The sequence below is a fragment of the Pseudomonas sp. NPDC088885 genome (genome assembly GCF_044750025.1).
In the GTDB taxonomy this organism is placed as follows: Bacteria; Pseudomonadota; Gammaproteobacteria; order Pseudomonadales; family Pseudomonadaceae; genus Aquipseudomonas; species Aquipseudomonas rustica.
On sequence record NZ_JBIVJB010000008.1, the window covers coordinates 92,741 to 107,984 of the forward strand.

Below are 15,244 nucleotides of genomic sequence, written 5' to 3' on the forward strand. Positions count from 1 at the left end.
CGGGCCGCGCGGGCCAAGCGCTGGCGACTGTCGGTAAATCGCGCTTGTCAGCCTGAGCGCTGCCGAGTAGGGTTTTGCCTCGAATTCATTTACTCAAACGTAGCCAGGAATCTCTTGATGAGTGCCAACCCTCGCGTTGCCGAATACGCCATTCACCCGCAGTTCACCGACCGTTGGTCGCCGCGCGCCTTCACCGGCGAAGCGATCCCGGAAGAGACCCTGCTGAGCTTCTTCGAAGCCGCCCGCTGGGCACCGTCGGCGTACAACTCGCAGCCATGGCGTTTCCTCTACGCGCGCCGCGACACGCCGAACTGGGAGCGTTATCTGGGTCTGCTCAATGAATTCAACCGGAGCTGGGCGCAACATGCGTCGGCACTGGTGATCGTGATTTCGAAAACCACCTTCACTGCACCGGGCGCCACCGAAGAAACCCCGGCGCTGTGGCACACCTTCGACACGGGTTCGGCGTGGGGCCATCTGGCGCTGCAAGCGAGCATCAGCGGCTGGCACACCCACGGAATGGCCGGCTTCGATCAGGAGCTGACGCGCAAGGAGCTGAATATTCCTGAAGGTTATGCGCTGCATGCCGCTGTTGCGGTAGGCAAACTGGGAGACAAGGCAACGCTGGCGGACTACCTGCAAGCACGCGAAGAGCCAAGCCCGCGTCGTCCGTTGAGCGAACTGGCAGCTGAAGGCGACTTCACCCTCTAAGCCACACCGCAAAACCAATTGTAGGAGTGAGCCTGCTCGCGATGAGGCCGTAACATTCAAAATCATCATTGACTGTTACACCGCTATCGCGAGCAGGCTCACTCCTACATTGTTTGTGGTGAATCAATACCCGCGATTGAAATCCACTTCCCCGCGCAACGCCTCGCTCGCCTGATACGCCTTCAGGTTGTCGACGAACAGCTGCACCATCAACGCCGGTGAAGTCGGTGCCGAGCTGTGCCCGGTCAGCAGCAAGCCCCACGCCGTCCAGAATGGGTGACGCTGCGGCAACGGCTCCTGACGGCAAACGTCAATCACCGCGCCCGCCAGGTGCCCTTCCTTCAGCGCCTCGACCAAATCCGCATCAACCACTGCCACACCGCGCCCGACGTTGATGAACAACCCGGTCGGCTTGAATTGCTTGAACAGTGCCGCGTCGTATATATCGTGGGTGTGCTCGGTGTTCGGCAGCAGATTGACTACGTAATCCACTTCGCCAACCAGCCGGGGCAGATCAGCCATCGACCCGACTTCGACAAACGGCGCCTGCTCGCGCGCACTGCTGGCGATGCCGTACAACTCGACGCCAAACGGCAGCAGGAACTGCGCCACGCTCTGGCCGATGTCGCCGGTGCCGACGATCAGCACCTTGCGCCCGACCAGACTCTGACCGGTGCGGTTGTCCCACTTGCGCTCGACCTGGCTGACCAGTCGCGCCAATACCTCGCGCTCATGACCGAGCATGTAGGTCAAAACGTATTCAGCCATCACCTGGCCAAAAATGCCTACGGCACGGGTCAGGCGATAATCGCGGCGCAAGCCATCGGCAAGCAGCGGCGTGATGCCGGCCCAGGTCGATTGCAGCCATTGTGGCTGGTGGCCCTGACGCAACAGGGTCGCCAGCAGATCCGGCTGCCCCAGCCACACCGGGCAATCAGCGGCCAGCCGCGCCAGTTCGGCGGAGTCGCCACTGGTCAGCACTTCAAGCTCGGGCACTGCCTGACGCAGCAGCCGGGCGTATATCGCGTGGTCGTGTTCGGCAATCAGAACGCGCATCTTCAAACCTTTCGCAAACCCTGCAGACGGTCGCCGGATGTCGGGCGACCGTCGCGGTAAAAACAGTTCCTGGGTTAATCGAGGCCCAGAACAGGGCCTCGCAGATCAGACCGGGTCGTTGCGTCGCAGCAACTCTTCGGGCAAGTGCTCGATGTACTCGTCCTCGGCCGGCGGCATTTGCAGGTGATAGCCCTGCTTGTCGAGGTTTTCCAGCACGATGACGATGTCTTCGCTGGCCAATTTGCGCTCAGGCGACAGCACCAGGTCAAATGAATGTTTCGGCTTGCCGAACGCCAGCATCAGCGCTTCCGGCACGCGCTCGAGTGCATCACTTTTCAGCACGTAAAGGTACATGCCGCTGCGCTTCGAGCTTTGGTAGATGGAACAAATACGTTTCAAGGCTGTTCTCCGGCGGTGGCCAGGCTGTCGAGCAGCTTCTGACCCATGAGTTCGCGGCGCCAGCCACGCAGCGACTCAGGCAATTGGTAAGGACCCTCGGGGTAGCCACTTTTGACCAGCGCTTCGAGGGTTTTCTTGCGTAGCATCAGTTCCGGCGCGATGTCGAGGCGCTCGGCCTCGGCCTGACCCATCGCACGCAGTTGTTTAATCAACGCGGCAGCTTCGATCGGCAACGGCTCCGGGACGGCAGGCGGCCATTGATCAGGGCCCACACTGCCAGAGCGCTTGATCAGATCAAGCAGAAATTGACCGTCCTGACGCACGGTACGCGGGTGCATGTCTTCGATCTTGCCCAGCGCGGCGAGGTTGTCCGGTTGCGTGCGAGCCAACGGCCACAGCGAATGCTCACGGACGATGCGGTTGCGCGGCAGGTCGCGGACACGCGCTTCGGTTTCACGCCATGCGCACAGCTCGCGCAATACCGCGAGCTGTGCACGGGAGAGTTTCCACGCCAGTTTGGCTTCGCGGTAAACCTCGTACGGATCGGTTTCGCGGCGCAGGTTGGCCACCAGTTCGGCGCCGTCCTCCAGCACCCAGGCGAACTTGTCGTCGGACAGCTTCGGTCGCAGCTGTACGAAAACTTCCGCGAGATGCACGGCATCTTCAGCGGCGTAGCTGATCTGCGTGTCGGACAACGGACGCTGCAACCAGTCGGAACGGGTTTCGCCCTTCGGCAGTTCGATGCCCAGCACCGCTTGCACCAGGCGCGAATAGCCCATGGAGAAACCGAGGTTCAGATAGGCCGCGCCCAATTGTGTATCGAACATCGGTGCCGGCAGGCTGCCGGTCAAACGCAACAGCACTTCGAGGTCTTCGCTGCAGGCGTGCAGGACTTTCAGCACCGCCGGGTTTTCCAGCAGTGCTGCCAGCGGTTGCCAGGCATTGATGGTCAGCGGATCGATCAGGTAGGCGCGTTTGCCGTCGCCAATCTGCAACAGGCCGGCAATCGGGTAGAAGGTGTCGACCCGCATGAATTCGGTGTCGAGGGCAACGAACGGCAGCTGCTGCCACTCGGCGCAAAACTGCGCGAGGCTTTCGTTGTCGCGAATCCAGTGAATATCGATGGCCACACAGCTCTCCCTTGAAGAATGGCGCGCAGTATATATCGCCACCGGCGATTTACGCGCCTGCGAAGGGCAAGAGCCGTAACGAAATGTCCTGCCAATGGGCAAGAATAGTCTGACAGAAGGATCAAACGTGGCCATTAACTGTAGGAGCTGCCGCAGGCTGCGATCTTTTGATCTTCAAAAACAGGATCAAAAGATCGTCCGATCGCGGCCCGAGCCTGCGGCAGCTCCTACAGGGGAATGCTTCAGTCCTTGGCCAGCACGCCGTCGATCACTGACCCGCGGCAACCGGCAAACATGTCCAGATCCGGTTGATACACCGAACTCTTCACTTCGAGCAAACCGAGCATCGAGTGGAACAGGTTGTCCTGACTCAGCGGTTTATCGCGGCTCATTTGCAGGCAATGGGTGTCGACCGAGTAGGACTTTTGATAATTGTCGGAGAACCACGCCAGCATCGCCACGTGCTTCTGTTGTTCCGGCGCCAGCATGTAAGGCGTGCCATGCAGGAACAGGTTGTACTCACCCAGCGACTCGCCGTGGTCGGACAGGTACAACATCGCGGTATCGACTTTGTCCTGATTGTTGCGCAACACATCGATCAGACTCGACAGCACATGGTCGGTGTACACCAGCGTGTTGTCGTAACCGTTGACGATACTTTCGCGGCTGCAATTGTTCAGGGCGTTACTTTCACAGACCGGCGTGAAGTGCTCGTACTCCTTTGGATAACGTTTGAAGTATTCCGGACCGTGACTGCCCATCTGGTGCAGAACCAGCACGGTGTCTTTGTCCAGGTTATCGATAAAGCTTTGCAGCCCTTGCAGCAGGATTTCGTCGCGGCATTCGCTGTTGGCGCACAGTGCCGGGTCTTTCAGGTTGCTGACATCCTGCACAGTCACGCGATCACAAGTGCCTTTACAGCCAGACTGGTTGTCACGCCAGATCACATCGATGCCGGCCCGTTTGAGGACGTCGAGCAGGCCTTCCTCGTTCTTTGCCTTGCTCGCATCGTAGTTCTTGCGGCCCATGTTAGAGAACATGCACGGCACCGAGACGGCAGTTTCCGTGCCGCAGGAATGCACGTCGGTAAATGCGATCAGCCCGGTTTCCTTGTCGAGTTTTGGTGTGGTGTCACGGTTATAGCCGAGGATGCCGAAGTTCTCGGCGCGGGCACTTTCGCCGACCACCAATACAGTCAGGGATTTGCGCGGCTCAAGTTTTACATCGGGATTGCGCTCGGCGTCCTCGCCGATTTTGACGAACGGTTGCTGCGCCGAAACCACTTGCTCACGCAGGTAACCGGCCGCCGCACCAATGTAGTTGCTCGGCACCAACATCAAGCGAATTTCGTGGTGATTTCGGAACAGCGAGGACAACCCCTGGTAGTTGGCCAATGCCACACCACCAATCACCGCCACCGAGGCCACACTGACAATAACTTTGCTGAACAACTCGCGGTGCCAGCGCCGATAATTAATCGGCAGTTTCCACAACAATAACGACGGCAAAACACCGAGAAAGAAAATATAAATAAACAACTTCAACGAGAGCAGATCGCGCACTTCCGTGGCATTGGTTTCGGCAAAGTTACGCAACATGCTCGGGTCAATCATGACGCCATACTGGCTCATGAAATAAGCCACACCGGCGCTGATCATAAATATTAGCGTCAGCACGGGTTTAAGCAGCGGGCGGAAGGCCAGAAAGGTCAGCACGATGTTGAACGCCGCGAAGATCATCACCCCAAACGCCACGCGCATGGCAATGCCTTTGCCGTCTGACGCGGTGATGTCGAACAGGTGCTGCCAGAGCACAACGTTAAAACCGATCAAAAGAAAGGCGCTGGCAATCAACGTCACCCATTCCGGGCGCACGGCTTTTAACTTCAACATGATGAGGGGCAGTTCCTGAAAAGAACCCTCGGTTAGTTGTGAAAAACTCATTAACCAAGGCATGACAAATTTTAGGCAGGCAACCATCAATTTTTTGTGAAAAAGACGCCAACGATTAGTTGGACTGAGAGCAAAGTCTGAAACTTGTGGAGTATTTGGGAATGGTTCAGCTTTTATTCAGCAAAACACGGATCTGGCTTTTATGTGGGAGCGGGCTTGCTCGCGAAAGCGGTCTGTCTGCCAACATCTGTTTTGACTGACAGGACAACTTCGCGAGCAAGCCCGCTCCCACAAGGGGAATTGTGGAGGTATCGAGTTTTTAGGTAGGCCTGTCGGTTTTCTGGTTTGCCCGAATCATCGGGCGCCGCGTCTAATCATCTGCCCTGCCCCAAGGTTTGATGATGGAAAACGTCCGCACCATCGCCCGCCCCGCTGTCTGGTTAATGCTCGTCATTATGCTGGTCGCACTCAACCTGCGTCCGTCGATGGCAGCTATCGGGCCATTGCTGTCGGCGATTCGCAGCGACATCCCGTTGAGCTTCAGCCTCGCCTCGCTGCTGACCATGCTGCCGGTGATGGCCATGGGACTGGCGATGTTTTTTGGCATCGGCATCAGCCAGCGTCTGGGTGAACGACGCACGGTGCTGTGGTCGTTGCTGCTGATCGGTCTGGCCACGTTGTCGCGGTTGCTTGTCGATTCCGCCGTCGAGTTGATTGTCAGCGCGATTCTGGCCGGTATCGGCATTGCACTAATTCAGGCGTTGATGCCGGCATTGATCAAATCGCGTTTCCCCGACAACGTCGCCCTGTGCATGGGTTTGTACGTCACCTCGATCATGGGCGGCGCCGCGATTTCTGCGTCGTTCGCGCCGCTGGTGCTCATCAGCACCGGCAGTTGGCGGATGGGATTGGCCGTTTGGGCCATGCTGGCGATATTCGCTTTGCTGTTCTGGTGGGCACAACGCGGCAACTTGCCTGCGACCGCGAACACTTCAGTCAGAAAAGAAACCTTCTTCAAACATTCCCGCGCCTGGTTACTCGCAATCTTCTTCGGCTTGGGCACTGCGTCCTACACCTGCGTCCTCGCCTGGCTGGCGCCGTACTACGTGGAGAAAGGCTGGAGCGAACAAAACGCCGGCCTGCTGTTAGGTTTTCTGACAGCCATGGAGGTGATTTCCGGCCTGGTAGTGCCAGCCATCGCCAATCGCAGCCGCGACCGACGCATCGTACTGATGGCCCTCCTTGGACTGATCATCGCCGGTTTCTGCGGCCTGATCCTTAGCCCGCAACACCTCAGCCTGCTGTGGCCCTGCCTGTTGGGTCTGGGCATCGGCGGACTGTTTCCGATGAGCCTGATCGTCTCGCTCGATCACCTCGACAACCCGCAACGCGCTGGCGGCCTGACCGCTTTCGTGCAAGGCATAGGCTATCTGATTGCCGGCCTGTCGCCGCTGCTCGCCGGGATGATCCGCGATCAACTGGGCAGTTTCGAATGGGCATGGTGGTCGTTGACTGCGGTGATGGTGATCATGGCGCTGATGGTGTTGCGCTTTGACCCGCGACGTTATTCGCAACATTTCCAGTGATCGGGCTACAGGCCTCCGGCCAGCTTTCCACGGTTTCATCGGTAACGTCGTGTTGCTAAAACTATCTGTCCCACAACTGTCCGTGAAACGTCCTACAAGCCTTTGTCCTTGCACCATCGTTCCGTTAGGATCGTTCGCACACGTTTGCGCGGATTCAGCGCAAGGAGCACAGCGGGACGGAACGGATGCTGAACAGTAACTTGCTTCGAAAGCTCGACATGCAGGATCTCATGGTGTTTATCGCCGTGTATGAGCAGAGCAGCGTCACCGAGGTCTCGGAAACGTTGTTCGTCAGTCAGTCCACCGTCAGTTACTGCCTGAAAAAACTGCGCACCAGTTTTGAAGACGAACTCTTCATCAACACCCGCACCGGCATGCGCCCGACCTACAAGGCCAGCAGCATGTACGGCCATGTGCAGAAAATCCTCGAAAGCATCAACCTCTGCCACGCCGGCGCACCGACGTTTGACCCGAGCCAGCAAGCGGTCACCTTCAACATCTGCGCCCCGGAATACTTCGAACAACTGATTTTGCCGCGCCTGTTGAAGCGCTTCGACTTCGATGACTTGCCAGTGATGGTCAACATGCACAAGTTCGAAACCGATGTGCCCGCCGATGAGTTGCGCGATGGCAGCCTCGATCTGGTCATCAGTTTCGGCCCCAACTTCCACCGCCACCACACGGACTTGAAGTCGCGCATGTTGCTGGAAGATGACCTGGTCTGCGTCTTCGATAAACGCGCGACGCCGCTGGAACCGCGCCTGAGCCTGCAAGCGTTTACCGAACGCCGGCATGTGTTCCCGACGCCGTGGACGTCGACGACGAATATGGTTGATGGCTGGCTGGCGCGACAGGCGCAGAAACGTCAGATCGTCGCGCGTTCGAACAGTTACAGCGCGGCTTTGAAGATGATCACTGGCACCGATTTCATCCTCACCCTGCCCCGGCGGATTCAGCGGTTACTGACCAACGATGCGGTGTTCAATCACTGCGAGGCGCCGAACGGTTTGCCGGGGTTTACCCTCGACATGCAGTGGAGCCAGAGCGTTGATCAGGACAGCGCCAACGTCTGGCTGCGCGAACAAGTGGTCAAGGTGTGCAGTGAACTACAAGCGGCCTGATTCCTACACGCCGATGACCGTTTTTGTGTAGGACTCGCGATCGATATCGATCAGCTCGACACTCAACTGCACCTCGACACCGGCCGGCCATTCACAAAGATCCTGGAGCACGGCCAAGAGACTTTGCGACAGCTGTTTCTTGGTCTCCGCTGAACGCCCGCTGAGCAACGCCAACTTCACCGCCACAAAGCCACGCTCGCTCATGGCCGTGCCAACCTTGAAGGTTTCGACCTTCAACGCACGGCTCTTGATATCGAACTCCGCCGCGAACTGACCAGAACCCACCAGCGTGTTATTGAGGCGAATCAACGCGACGTCGGCGTTCAGCTGCGGCAGGTTGGCGGTGTATTCCATGTGCAGGTGTGGCATCGGGAGGCTCCAGTCGGGCGGCAGAAAGGTCGTACGTATAACACAGCTGACTTATCGCAAATCCGCCGTGTTGCAAACGCGAGTTAGCTACGCCAGCGGCGATGTGCCAAAGGCCATCTATCACGGTAGGAGCTGTCGAGTGAAACGAGGCTGCGATCTTTTGATCTTTCAAATGCCAAATCAAAAGATCGCTGCGTGCCGCAGCTCCTACCTGTCAATCAAAGGGCGGTGACCGGCCGCTCACTCATGAACTGCTCCAGCCGGGAACGCAACCAGCGCTCGGCGGGGTCGCTGTCGACGTGGCTGAGCCAGACCATCGACAGATCCAGCGTCGGCGTCTTGAACGGGAACGGCTCTTTGAACAGCAACCCCGAAGTGGCCATCGCTGCCGCCGTGTAATCCGGCAGGCTGGCGATCAGATCCGTGCCCGCCAACAACGCCGGCAACGCGCTGTACTGCGGCACCGACAGCACCACCTGCCGGGTGCGGCCCAGTTCCGCCAGCCACTCATCCGCAAACCCACTGACATTCGCCGTGTGGGAAACCAGCACATGCGGCCGCGCACAATATTCATCGAGGGTCAGCGGTGTGTCGGAAGCATCCGCGCGCAGGATGCTCGGTTGAATGTGTCGCAGCAGTTTGCGCTTGGCATTCGCCGGCAAGCCACGGGTCTGGCTGATGCCGACGGTGATGTCACCGGCGGCGAGCAGATCGGGAATGCGCCAGTAATCGACGTGCTGCACCACAAACACCACGTTCGGCGCTTCCTGACGCAAGGCGCGCAGCAGCGGCGGCAGCAGACCGAACTCGACGTCATCGGACAGACCGATACGGAAGGTCATGGTGCTCACAGCGGGATCAAAATCGCGGGTCAGGCTGAGTGCCACTGAAAGCGAATCCAGCGCTGGTTTGAGGTGACGGAAGATATCTTCGGCACGCGCGGTCGGTTCCATGCGATGGCCGACGCGGATGAACAGCGGATCGTTGAGCATCGTGCGCAGACGATTGAGCGCCGAACTGATAGTCGGCTGGCCAAGAAACAGCTTCTCGGCCGCGCGGGTTACGTTGCGCTCCAGCATCAAGGTCTCGAACACCACCATCAGGTTGATGTCGGCCTTGCGTAGTTCATTGCGGTTCATCCATTGCTCCCCGATCCCCAGACTGCCGGCAGTGTAGAAAGCCCTTGGGGCCGGCGTCCATCGCCACGATGCGTCAGTTCACCGTCAGACGCTTCAAGCCCAGCCCCATGACCCGTGAATCATCGTTGAGGCCCAATTGCAGCGGGCTGATCGCGTCAGGTAATCGCAGCTCGATCGTCAGTCGATCATCGACCGCCAAACGCTGACGCAGAGCGGTGCTGATCGGGATTTCCAAATGGTTGTCCTGCAGTTGGGTCAGACGCGTGTCCAGCACTTGCTCGCCATTCAGACTGACAATCACTCGCTGCGACGGGTGCTGTGGCTGAACGAAGGCCATGACGTCGAGCACGATCGAATGCGAATCCGGCCTCACCCGCAAATCGATCCGCGCCTGCTGCCCTTGCGACCACGTCCCCCAACCTTCGGGGGTTGACCAGCCGCTGGCCAGTTGCCGAGTGGTGTAATTGAACGTCAGCGCCTGACCGGGATGGGTCAGCGCCAGCAGTGACATCTGCCGCCCTTCATCGTGCATCGGCAAGCATTGCGCGCAACGCTTCCAGCCCGGCGCCAGCACCACCAGACCATCCACGCGGGTCAGCAGATCGGTTTCACTGTTGACGGTTTTGCCCGCATCGGCCAGCACGCTGTCGTCGAGAATGTACAAGGAATCGGCGTCGTATTGCCCTGACTCAAGCATGCGCCGGGCTTTCACCTGTGCCTCGCCAAGTGCTTTGGAACTCATGCGGCCCATGTAAACCGCGTCAGTTTTCAGGCCATGAGTCGCGGCGAATTCGGCAATGACTTGCCAGCGCTCGGACTGATTCTGCGGCATCAAACTGCGGACATTCGGATAGTGCGCCGCCGCGCTTTTCCAGAATGGATCAGCCATCGGACTAGCCCATTCTGCAGACGGCGTGAGCATTTTGCTTTGGCGCAAGCCCATCCAGCCATTGCGCGTATCGACCACCTGAACCGCCAATGCCAACGCCAACAACGCAATGACCACGCGAGGCCGGTAACCGCGTATCAGCAGAAAGATCACGATCAGGATGAGCGCATACAACACCGGCCAGAACATTCGGCCCGAAGCGCGAAAGATGCTCGCCAGATTGATGGCAAGTTTCGGCAATGGATAACTGAAAGTCTGCGCGCCGATACCGATCTGGTTCGACAGCGCAAACAGCCACAAACCGAGCAATGCCAGCAGCAACAACGGCCGCGCGCGCAATTCGTTTTTCAGTGGTTGGCGGTCTCTCAACCAGGCAATCAACGCCAACGGCACCAGCAACAGCACGCCCAGCCCAAGGTAGTTGAAGCCTTCGTAATCGCCGCTGGCCTTCGGCAGATTCGGCAACACAAACGACCAGCCTGCCGGATCGAAAGGCGACAGCAGATTCATCCGGTACAAACCGAAACCGCCGGATTTAGCACCGTCGGCGATGGCGAAGTAACCCGCCTGCCAGCAACACAGACTTACCACGACAAACAGCAACACACCTTCGATCAGGCCCTGACGACGCGTTATCTGTTTGCTGAAAGTTTTGCCCAATAAATCCGCCACCCAGATCAGCGCCACCATCGCCAACAGGTACGCATGCACCAACGCCGTGACCGCCAGCAACGAGCCCCACGCCAGACGACGTCGACGCACTTTGGGCAGCAGCGCCAGGTACAGCGCCGCCAGTATCAGGAAGTGCCCCGACAGCGAAAGATGCGCCCCCATGCGCAGGAACATCGCCGGTGAAAATACCAGCAACCCGGCGCCGAGCAGCCGGATCAACAGATTACCGGTCATTAAACCCAGCAGCTTCCAGCCAAACCACGCTTGCAGCACGAAACAGGCCAGCAGCCATAAACCGAAATACTGAAAGGTCTCCGGCAACCAGGCATTGAACGGTTTGAACAGCAGCGCCAGCAGCGGATTGGAGTCAGAAAAAATGATCGAGCTGCCCAACTCCAACCCGTAGAACGGGTTGAGACCAAGCGGAAAAGTCCAAGGTGAATGTCGGAAATATTCCCAGCCCAGATAATGCGTCGCCGGGTCACCCTGCTCCAGCCAGGCAATGTTTTGCGGATCCAGCGCGTGCGGCCCGATCACTAAAAAGAACGTCAACACACCAAGCAACAGCGGCAACAAAACCAGCGCCGGATGGTTTCGTGAATCCTTCATCGATACGTCCAGAAATTGTGCAGAACAAAAGTGAATGCCGGAATCGTCAGCGCCACGGCAACGATGCCCAACAGATAGTGCAGCCCCGCCATCTGCGCGACCCAGGCAACAAACATCGCGAGGAAAAAACCACCCACGGACACCAGCGAAAAACGCAGCAGCGTTCGACCGTGCAGACGCGCCGAAAAACTCCAGGTGGTATTGATCACGTAGGACACCACCGTCGCCACGGCAAACGCCACACCATTGGCGAGCGGCGGTTGCGGCACAACGAAATTGATGAACAGCACCGCGACCAACGCATGCAACGCGGTAACAAACAACCCGGTCACGGCAAAGCGCAGACCGCGCTGGATCAACGCCGTTTTTTCCGCTGAGGTCACGGTTTGCGCGCCAGCACGAACACGCTCAACCCGGCCAGACGATTCATGCCCATCAGCGGCAATTCGAGGCTGCACAAGGTTTTGAGGACGCCGTTCACCAACGGGTGATGCCGCTTGAGTTGCGATTCGGGCGCTCGAGCCTGCGCGCCCTGTGGCAGCAAGCGCAACGCCGCTGCAATCGGAAATACCGCGCCGAAATAATACGCACCGCGCTGCACGTTCAAACCGGCATCACGCGCCAACGTTTCGAACTGCGTTAGGGTGTAACGACGCTTGTGTTCAAGAAAGTCATCGTGACCGCTCCAGAGAAACTGGAACGCCGGCACGGTCATCAGAAAGCGGCTGCCGGAAGGGACTTTATCGACGTAGTGCTTGAGCAGTCCAAGGTCATCATCGACGTGTTCCAGCACGTCCATCAGCAGCACCAGATCGACGTCGATGGCATCGATATCCCGTAGGTAATGCACCGGTTTGCCAGCGGTAGTCGCGCTGGAATCGCTCGGGTAACTGATGTCCACACACCACGCTTCGTGCGCATCGGTATGGGTCAGCAAGTGGTGGGAGAAAAATCCCGAACCGGCGCCCACATCGAGGATTCGGGTGATGGGCCCATCACCCAGTAATCGCCGGGTGGCTGCGGCTTTGGAGCAGTAATACCAATGCTCGCCGATGCTGTCGCCGAGAATGTCGATTTCCTTGAGGTCCATGTTTCAGTCCTTGGTGTCGTAGACGCGACGCACGAGAAAAACCGGCCGGCGTTTGGATTCGATATAGGTGCGGCCCAGGTACTCGCCGAGCACGCCGATGCCGATCAGTTGCAGACCACCGAGGAACGTCACGGCGACCATCAGCGAGGCGTAACCGGGCAAGTCGATTCCATGCACCAATGTTCTTACAACAATAAAGATGGCGAAGGCGAAAGAAACGAGCGACACCAGTGCGCCAACGTACGTCCAGACGCGCAAGGGCTCGGTGCTGAAACTGGTAATGCCTTCCAGAGCGAAATTCCACAGCCGCCAACCGTTGAATTTGCTGCGCCCCGCCGCGCGCTCCGGACGCTCGTAATCGACGTGAGTGGTGCGAAAACCGACCCAGGCGAACAGGCCTTTCATGAAGCGCCGCGATTCGGGCAAGGTCAGCAAGGCATCAACCACACACCGATCCATCAGACGAAAATCGCCGACGTTCTCAGGCAATGGCTGCTCGGCGATTTTGTTGTGCAGGCGATAGAACCAGTGCGCGGAAGCCTGTTTGGCCCAGGTATCGCTTCGACGACTGACGCGGTGAGCGAGCACTACTTCGTAGCCCTCTCGCCAACGCTCAATCATTTGCAAAATGACTTCAGGCGGGTCCTGCAGATCGACATCGATCGGAACGACAATCTGCCCGGTTGATATCTGCAGACCGGCAGACAACGCCGCTTCTTTGCCGAAGTTGCGACTCAGGTCAACGATGCGCAAACGTGCATCACTCTGCTGATGCTCGAGCAGGCGCTCAAGCGTGGCATCGGTGCTGCCGTCGTTGATGAACACCAGTTCAAGATCAATTAACGGCTGCTGTTGAAAAACCTCATCGATGCGCAGAAGAAATCCGTCGAGGCTGTCCTCCTCGTTAAAAACGGGAACCACCAGCGATAACGTTACCCGCGTTGCCTGTTGCATTCCGTGCTCAGTCAAGGGAGTGCTCTTTTTATAGTGATTGTCGGTCGCCGAAAACATGTTCGACGCCATGAGCCGTCCCGTATTAAGCAGCACCACCGACGGTGATGCAAGGGTGAAAAAACGCCGTTCCGGCCAATCAGGAGGACGTTCGCGGCGCTCTAGTCCGTGCCCTTCAGAAACATCCGTCAACGATTGGAAACAAAAGTCCGATAGCCAAAACACCCGCCTGCGCTAGGCTTGCGTCGATGCGCCACACAGGCTGACGCACACGTCTATCGCATGGAGCGAACTGAATGTATTTCGAGATTTACAGGCAATCCCGCGGCACCCCGACCACCGGCAAAGGTCAGTGGCGCTGGAGGCTGCGCGCGGGCAATCACGAGACCATCGCCAGCGGCGAGTCATACGTGAACAAGACGGATTGCTTGCACGTGATCGAGCTGATCAAAGCGGTACACGGCGAAACTCCGGTCAAAGAAATTTAACCGCGAGCGTCGAGACAAGGCTGCGTCCTACAGCCCCTTCCTTTTTTAAGCGAATGACTGGCGAGCCCTATCTGCCCCCCTACGCTTTGCGAAGTATGGGGCCATTTCGGCCCTGTTTTCGCCAGATCACTCAAACTCAAAAGGAGCCGCAACATGGCTAGAGACAAAGCAAGGGACGACAAGCACTTCAACTGCACGCAAGAGCACGAAGCCGACTACGTCGCCAGCCTCTATCCGCATGCCGAAGAAGAAGTGAAAACCTTCCTCAACTCGGCCTGCAAGGACAAGACGCTGCACAACTCGACGCATAAGGATGTGTATGAACTGATCAGACGCAAGTTGGGCCATTCTCAGCCATGATGGGCTGGAGATGCGGGGTGTTGTAAATCCCGCTTAAATGCAAAAGCCCCCACAGGTCTTGGATCTGTGGGGCTTTTTCATGATTACTCATTAACGCAACGTAAACAAAAAAGCCCCGCAGCTTTTCAGCTACGGGGCTTTTTCTATGTAATGGCGGAGAGATAGGGATTCGAACCCTAGGTACCGGTGAAGGTACAACGGATTTCGAATCCGTCCCATTCGGCCACTCTGGCATCTCTCCAACGGCGCGCATCATAACAACACTTTTACCGAAAGCAAACCCTCTTTCGAAAATTTCTTCGTGCTATCAGATGCTTGCGTCGATTAAAGCGGTACGCCCAGACGATTGGCGACTTCTTCGTAGGCTTCGATGACGTCACCGAGGCCCTGGCGGAAGCGGTCTTTGTCCATCTTCTTCTTGGTGTCCTTGTCCCACAGACGGCAGCCGTCCGGGCTGAACTCGTCACCGAGGACGATCGAGCCGTCGCTGAACACGCCGAATTCAAGCTTGAAGTCGACCAGCAGCAGGCCGGCGTCGTCGAACAGCTTGGTCAGCACTTCGTTGACCTTGAGCGACAGTTCTTTCATGCGAACCAGTTGCTCGGCGGTGCCCCAACCGAACGCCACAACGTGGGATTCGTTGATGAACGGGTCGCCCTTGGCGTCGTCCTTGAGGAACAGTTCGAAGGTTGCAGCTTCGAAGATGTGGTCGACGTGACGATTTTCATCGTCGATCCGCACAGCAAATTCGAGACGATCTGGAATGTTGTGCTCACCGAATT

16 protein-coding genes and 1 tRNA gene are annotated in these 15,244 nt (G+C 57.9%); 5 read left to right on the plus strand and 12 right to left on the minus strand.

What is annotated here, in order from left to right; genetic code table 11:
- The first annotated feature begins 117 nt into the window (after positions 1-117).
- Positions 118-711: a nitroreductase family protein gene (locus tag ACIP1X_RS07220; protein WP_212550555.1), complete on the plus strand. Its 594-nt coding sequence runs from the start codon at positions 118-120 to the stop codon at positions 709-711.
- A 123-nt stretch (positions 712-834) separates the two neighbouring features.
- Here ACIP1X_RS07220 and ACIP1X_RS07225 read toward each other — a convergent pair whose 3' ends face one another.
- From ACIP1X_RS07225 to ACIP1X_RS07240, 4 genes are all read right to left on the minus strand, one after another.
- The gene (locus ACIP1X_RS07225; RefSeq protein ID WP_212550556.1) at positions 835-1,767 is read right to left on the minus strand and encodes a D-2-hydroxyacid dehydrogenase; all 933 of its coding nucleotides are present in this window, start codon (positions 1,765-1,767) and stop codon (positions 835-837) included.
- A 105-nt stretch (positions 1,768-1,872) separates the two neighbouring features.
- Entirely contained in the window at positions 1,873-2,166 is a 294-nt protein-coding gene (locus ACIP1X_RS07230; protein ID WP_053118098.1) for a YcgL domain-containing protein, read from the minus strand.
- A complete protein-coding gene (gene rnd / locus ACIP1X_RS07235; protein ID WP_400750658.1) occupies positions 2,163-3,296 on the minus strand; it encodes a ribonuclease D in 1,134 nt (377 codons plus the stop codon). Before rnd ends, ACIP1X_RS07230 begins: the two co-directional genes overlap by 4 nt.
- 242 nt (positions 3,297-3,538) lie before the next feature.
- Positions 3,539-5,188 carry a phosphoethanolamine transferase gene (locus ACIP1X_RS07240; RefSeq protein ID WP_400750661.1) on the minus strand — a complete coding sequence of 550 codons (1,650 nt, stop codon included), beginning with the start codon at positions 5,186-5,188 and terminating at the stop codon, positions 3,539-3,541.
- A gap of 401 nt (positions 5,189-5,589) precedes the next feature.
- On the opposite strand from ACIP1X_RS07240, the gene ACIP1X_RS07245 reads away from it, so the two are divergent.
- Both ACIP1X_RS07245 and ACIP1X_RS07250 read left to right on the plus strand, forming a co-directional pair.
- On the plus strand, positions 5,590-6,774 hold the full coding sequence (locus ACIP1X_RS07245) for a cyanate transporter (RefSeq protein ID WP_400750664.1): 1,185 nt from the start codon (positions 5,590-5,592) through the stop codon (positions 6,772-6,774).
- A gap of 185 nt (positions 6,775-6,959) precedes the next feature.
- Complete coding sequence (locus ACIP1X_RS07250; protein WP_053118090.1) at positions 6,960-7,895, plus strand: LysR family transcriptional regulator; 936 nt, start codon at positions 6,960-6,962, stop codon at positions 7,893-7,895.
- A gap of 3 nt (positions 7,896-7,898) precedes the next feature.
- Here the strand turns inward: ACIP1X_RS07250 and ACIP1X_RS07255 are convergent, their stop codons facing one another.
- From ACIP1X_RS07255 to ACIP1X_RS07280, 6 genes are all read right to left on the minus strand, one after another.
- Positions 7,899-8,264 carry a 5-carboxymethyl-2-hydroxymuconate Delta-isomerase gene (locus ACIP1X_RS07255; RefSeq protein WP_053118089.1) on the minus strand — a complete coding sequence of 122 codons (366 nt, stop codon included), beginning with the start codon at positions 8,262-8,264 and terminating at the stop codon, positions 7,899-7,901.
- A gap of 218 nt (positions 8,265-8,482) precedes the next feature.
- Positions 8,483-9,403: a LysR substrate-binding domain-containing protein gene (locus tag ACIP1X_RS07260; RefSeq protein WP_400750667.1), complete on the minus strand. Its 921-nt coding sequence runs from the start codon at positions 9,401-9,403 to the stop codon at positions 8,483-8,485.
- Between the two features lie 73 nt (positions 9,404-9,476).
- On the minus strand, positions 9,477-11,573 hold the full coding sequence (locus ACIP1X_RS07265) for a DUF6311 domain-containing protein (protein WP_400750669.1): 2,097 nt from the start codon (positions 11,571-11,573) through the stop codon (positions 9,477-9,479).
- A complete protein-coding gene (locus ACIP1X_RS07270; protein WP_400750672.1) occupies positions 11,570-11,956 on the minus strand; it encodes a GtrA family protein in 387 nt (128 codons plus the stop codon). The genes ACIP1X_RS07265 and ACIP1X_RS07270 overlap by 4 nt, the downstream gene beginning before the upstream one ends.
- Positions 11,953-12,663: a class I SAM-dependent methyltransferase gene (locus tag ACIP1X_RS07275; protein WP_400750674.1), complete on the minus strand. Its 711-nt coding sequence runs from the start codon at positions 12,661-12,663 to the stop codon at positions 11,953-11,955. The genes ACIP1X_RS07270 and ACIP1X_RS07275 overlap by 4 nt, the downstream gene beginning before the upstream one ends.
- Positions 12,664-12,666: 3 nt before the next feature.
- Entirely contained in the window at positions 12,667-13,632 is a 966-nt protein-coding gene (locus ACIP1X_RS07280; protein WP_400750677.1) for a glycosyltransferase family 2 protein, read from the minus strand.
- Positions 13,633-13,910: 278 nt separating this feature from the next.
- Between ACIP1X_RS07280 and ACIP1X_RS07285 the strand changes: the two genes are divergently transcribed.
- A complete protein-coding gene (locus ACIP1X_RS07285; RefSeq protein WP_400750680.1) occupies positions 13,911-14,102 on the plus strand; it encodes a YegP family protein in 192 nt (63 codons plus the stop codon).
- Positions 14,103-14,255: 153 nt separating this feature from the next.
- Complete coding sequence (locus ACIP1X_RS07290) at positions 14,256-14,462, plus strand: hypothetical protein (protein WP_400750683.1); 207 nt, start codon at positions 14,256-14,258, stop codon at positions 14,460-14,462.
- A 151-nt stretch (positions 14,463-14,613) separates the two neighbouring features.
- Here ACIP1X_RS07290 and ACIP1X_RS07295 read toward each other — a convergent pair.
- Both ACIP1X_RS07295 and ACIP1X_RS07300 read right to left on the minus strand, forming a co-directional pair.
- A tRNA-Ser gene (locus tag ACIP1X_RS07295) sits at positions 14,614-14,703 on the minus strand.
- An 83-nt stretch (positions 14,704-14,786) separates the two neighbouring features.
- On the minus strand, positions 14,787-15,244 hold a 458-nt coding region (locus ACIP1X_RS07300), incomplete at its 5' end, for a phosphoribosylaminoimidazolesuccinocarboxamide synthase (protein ID WP_400750686.1).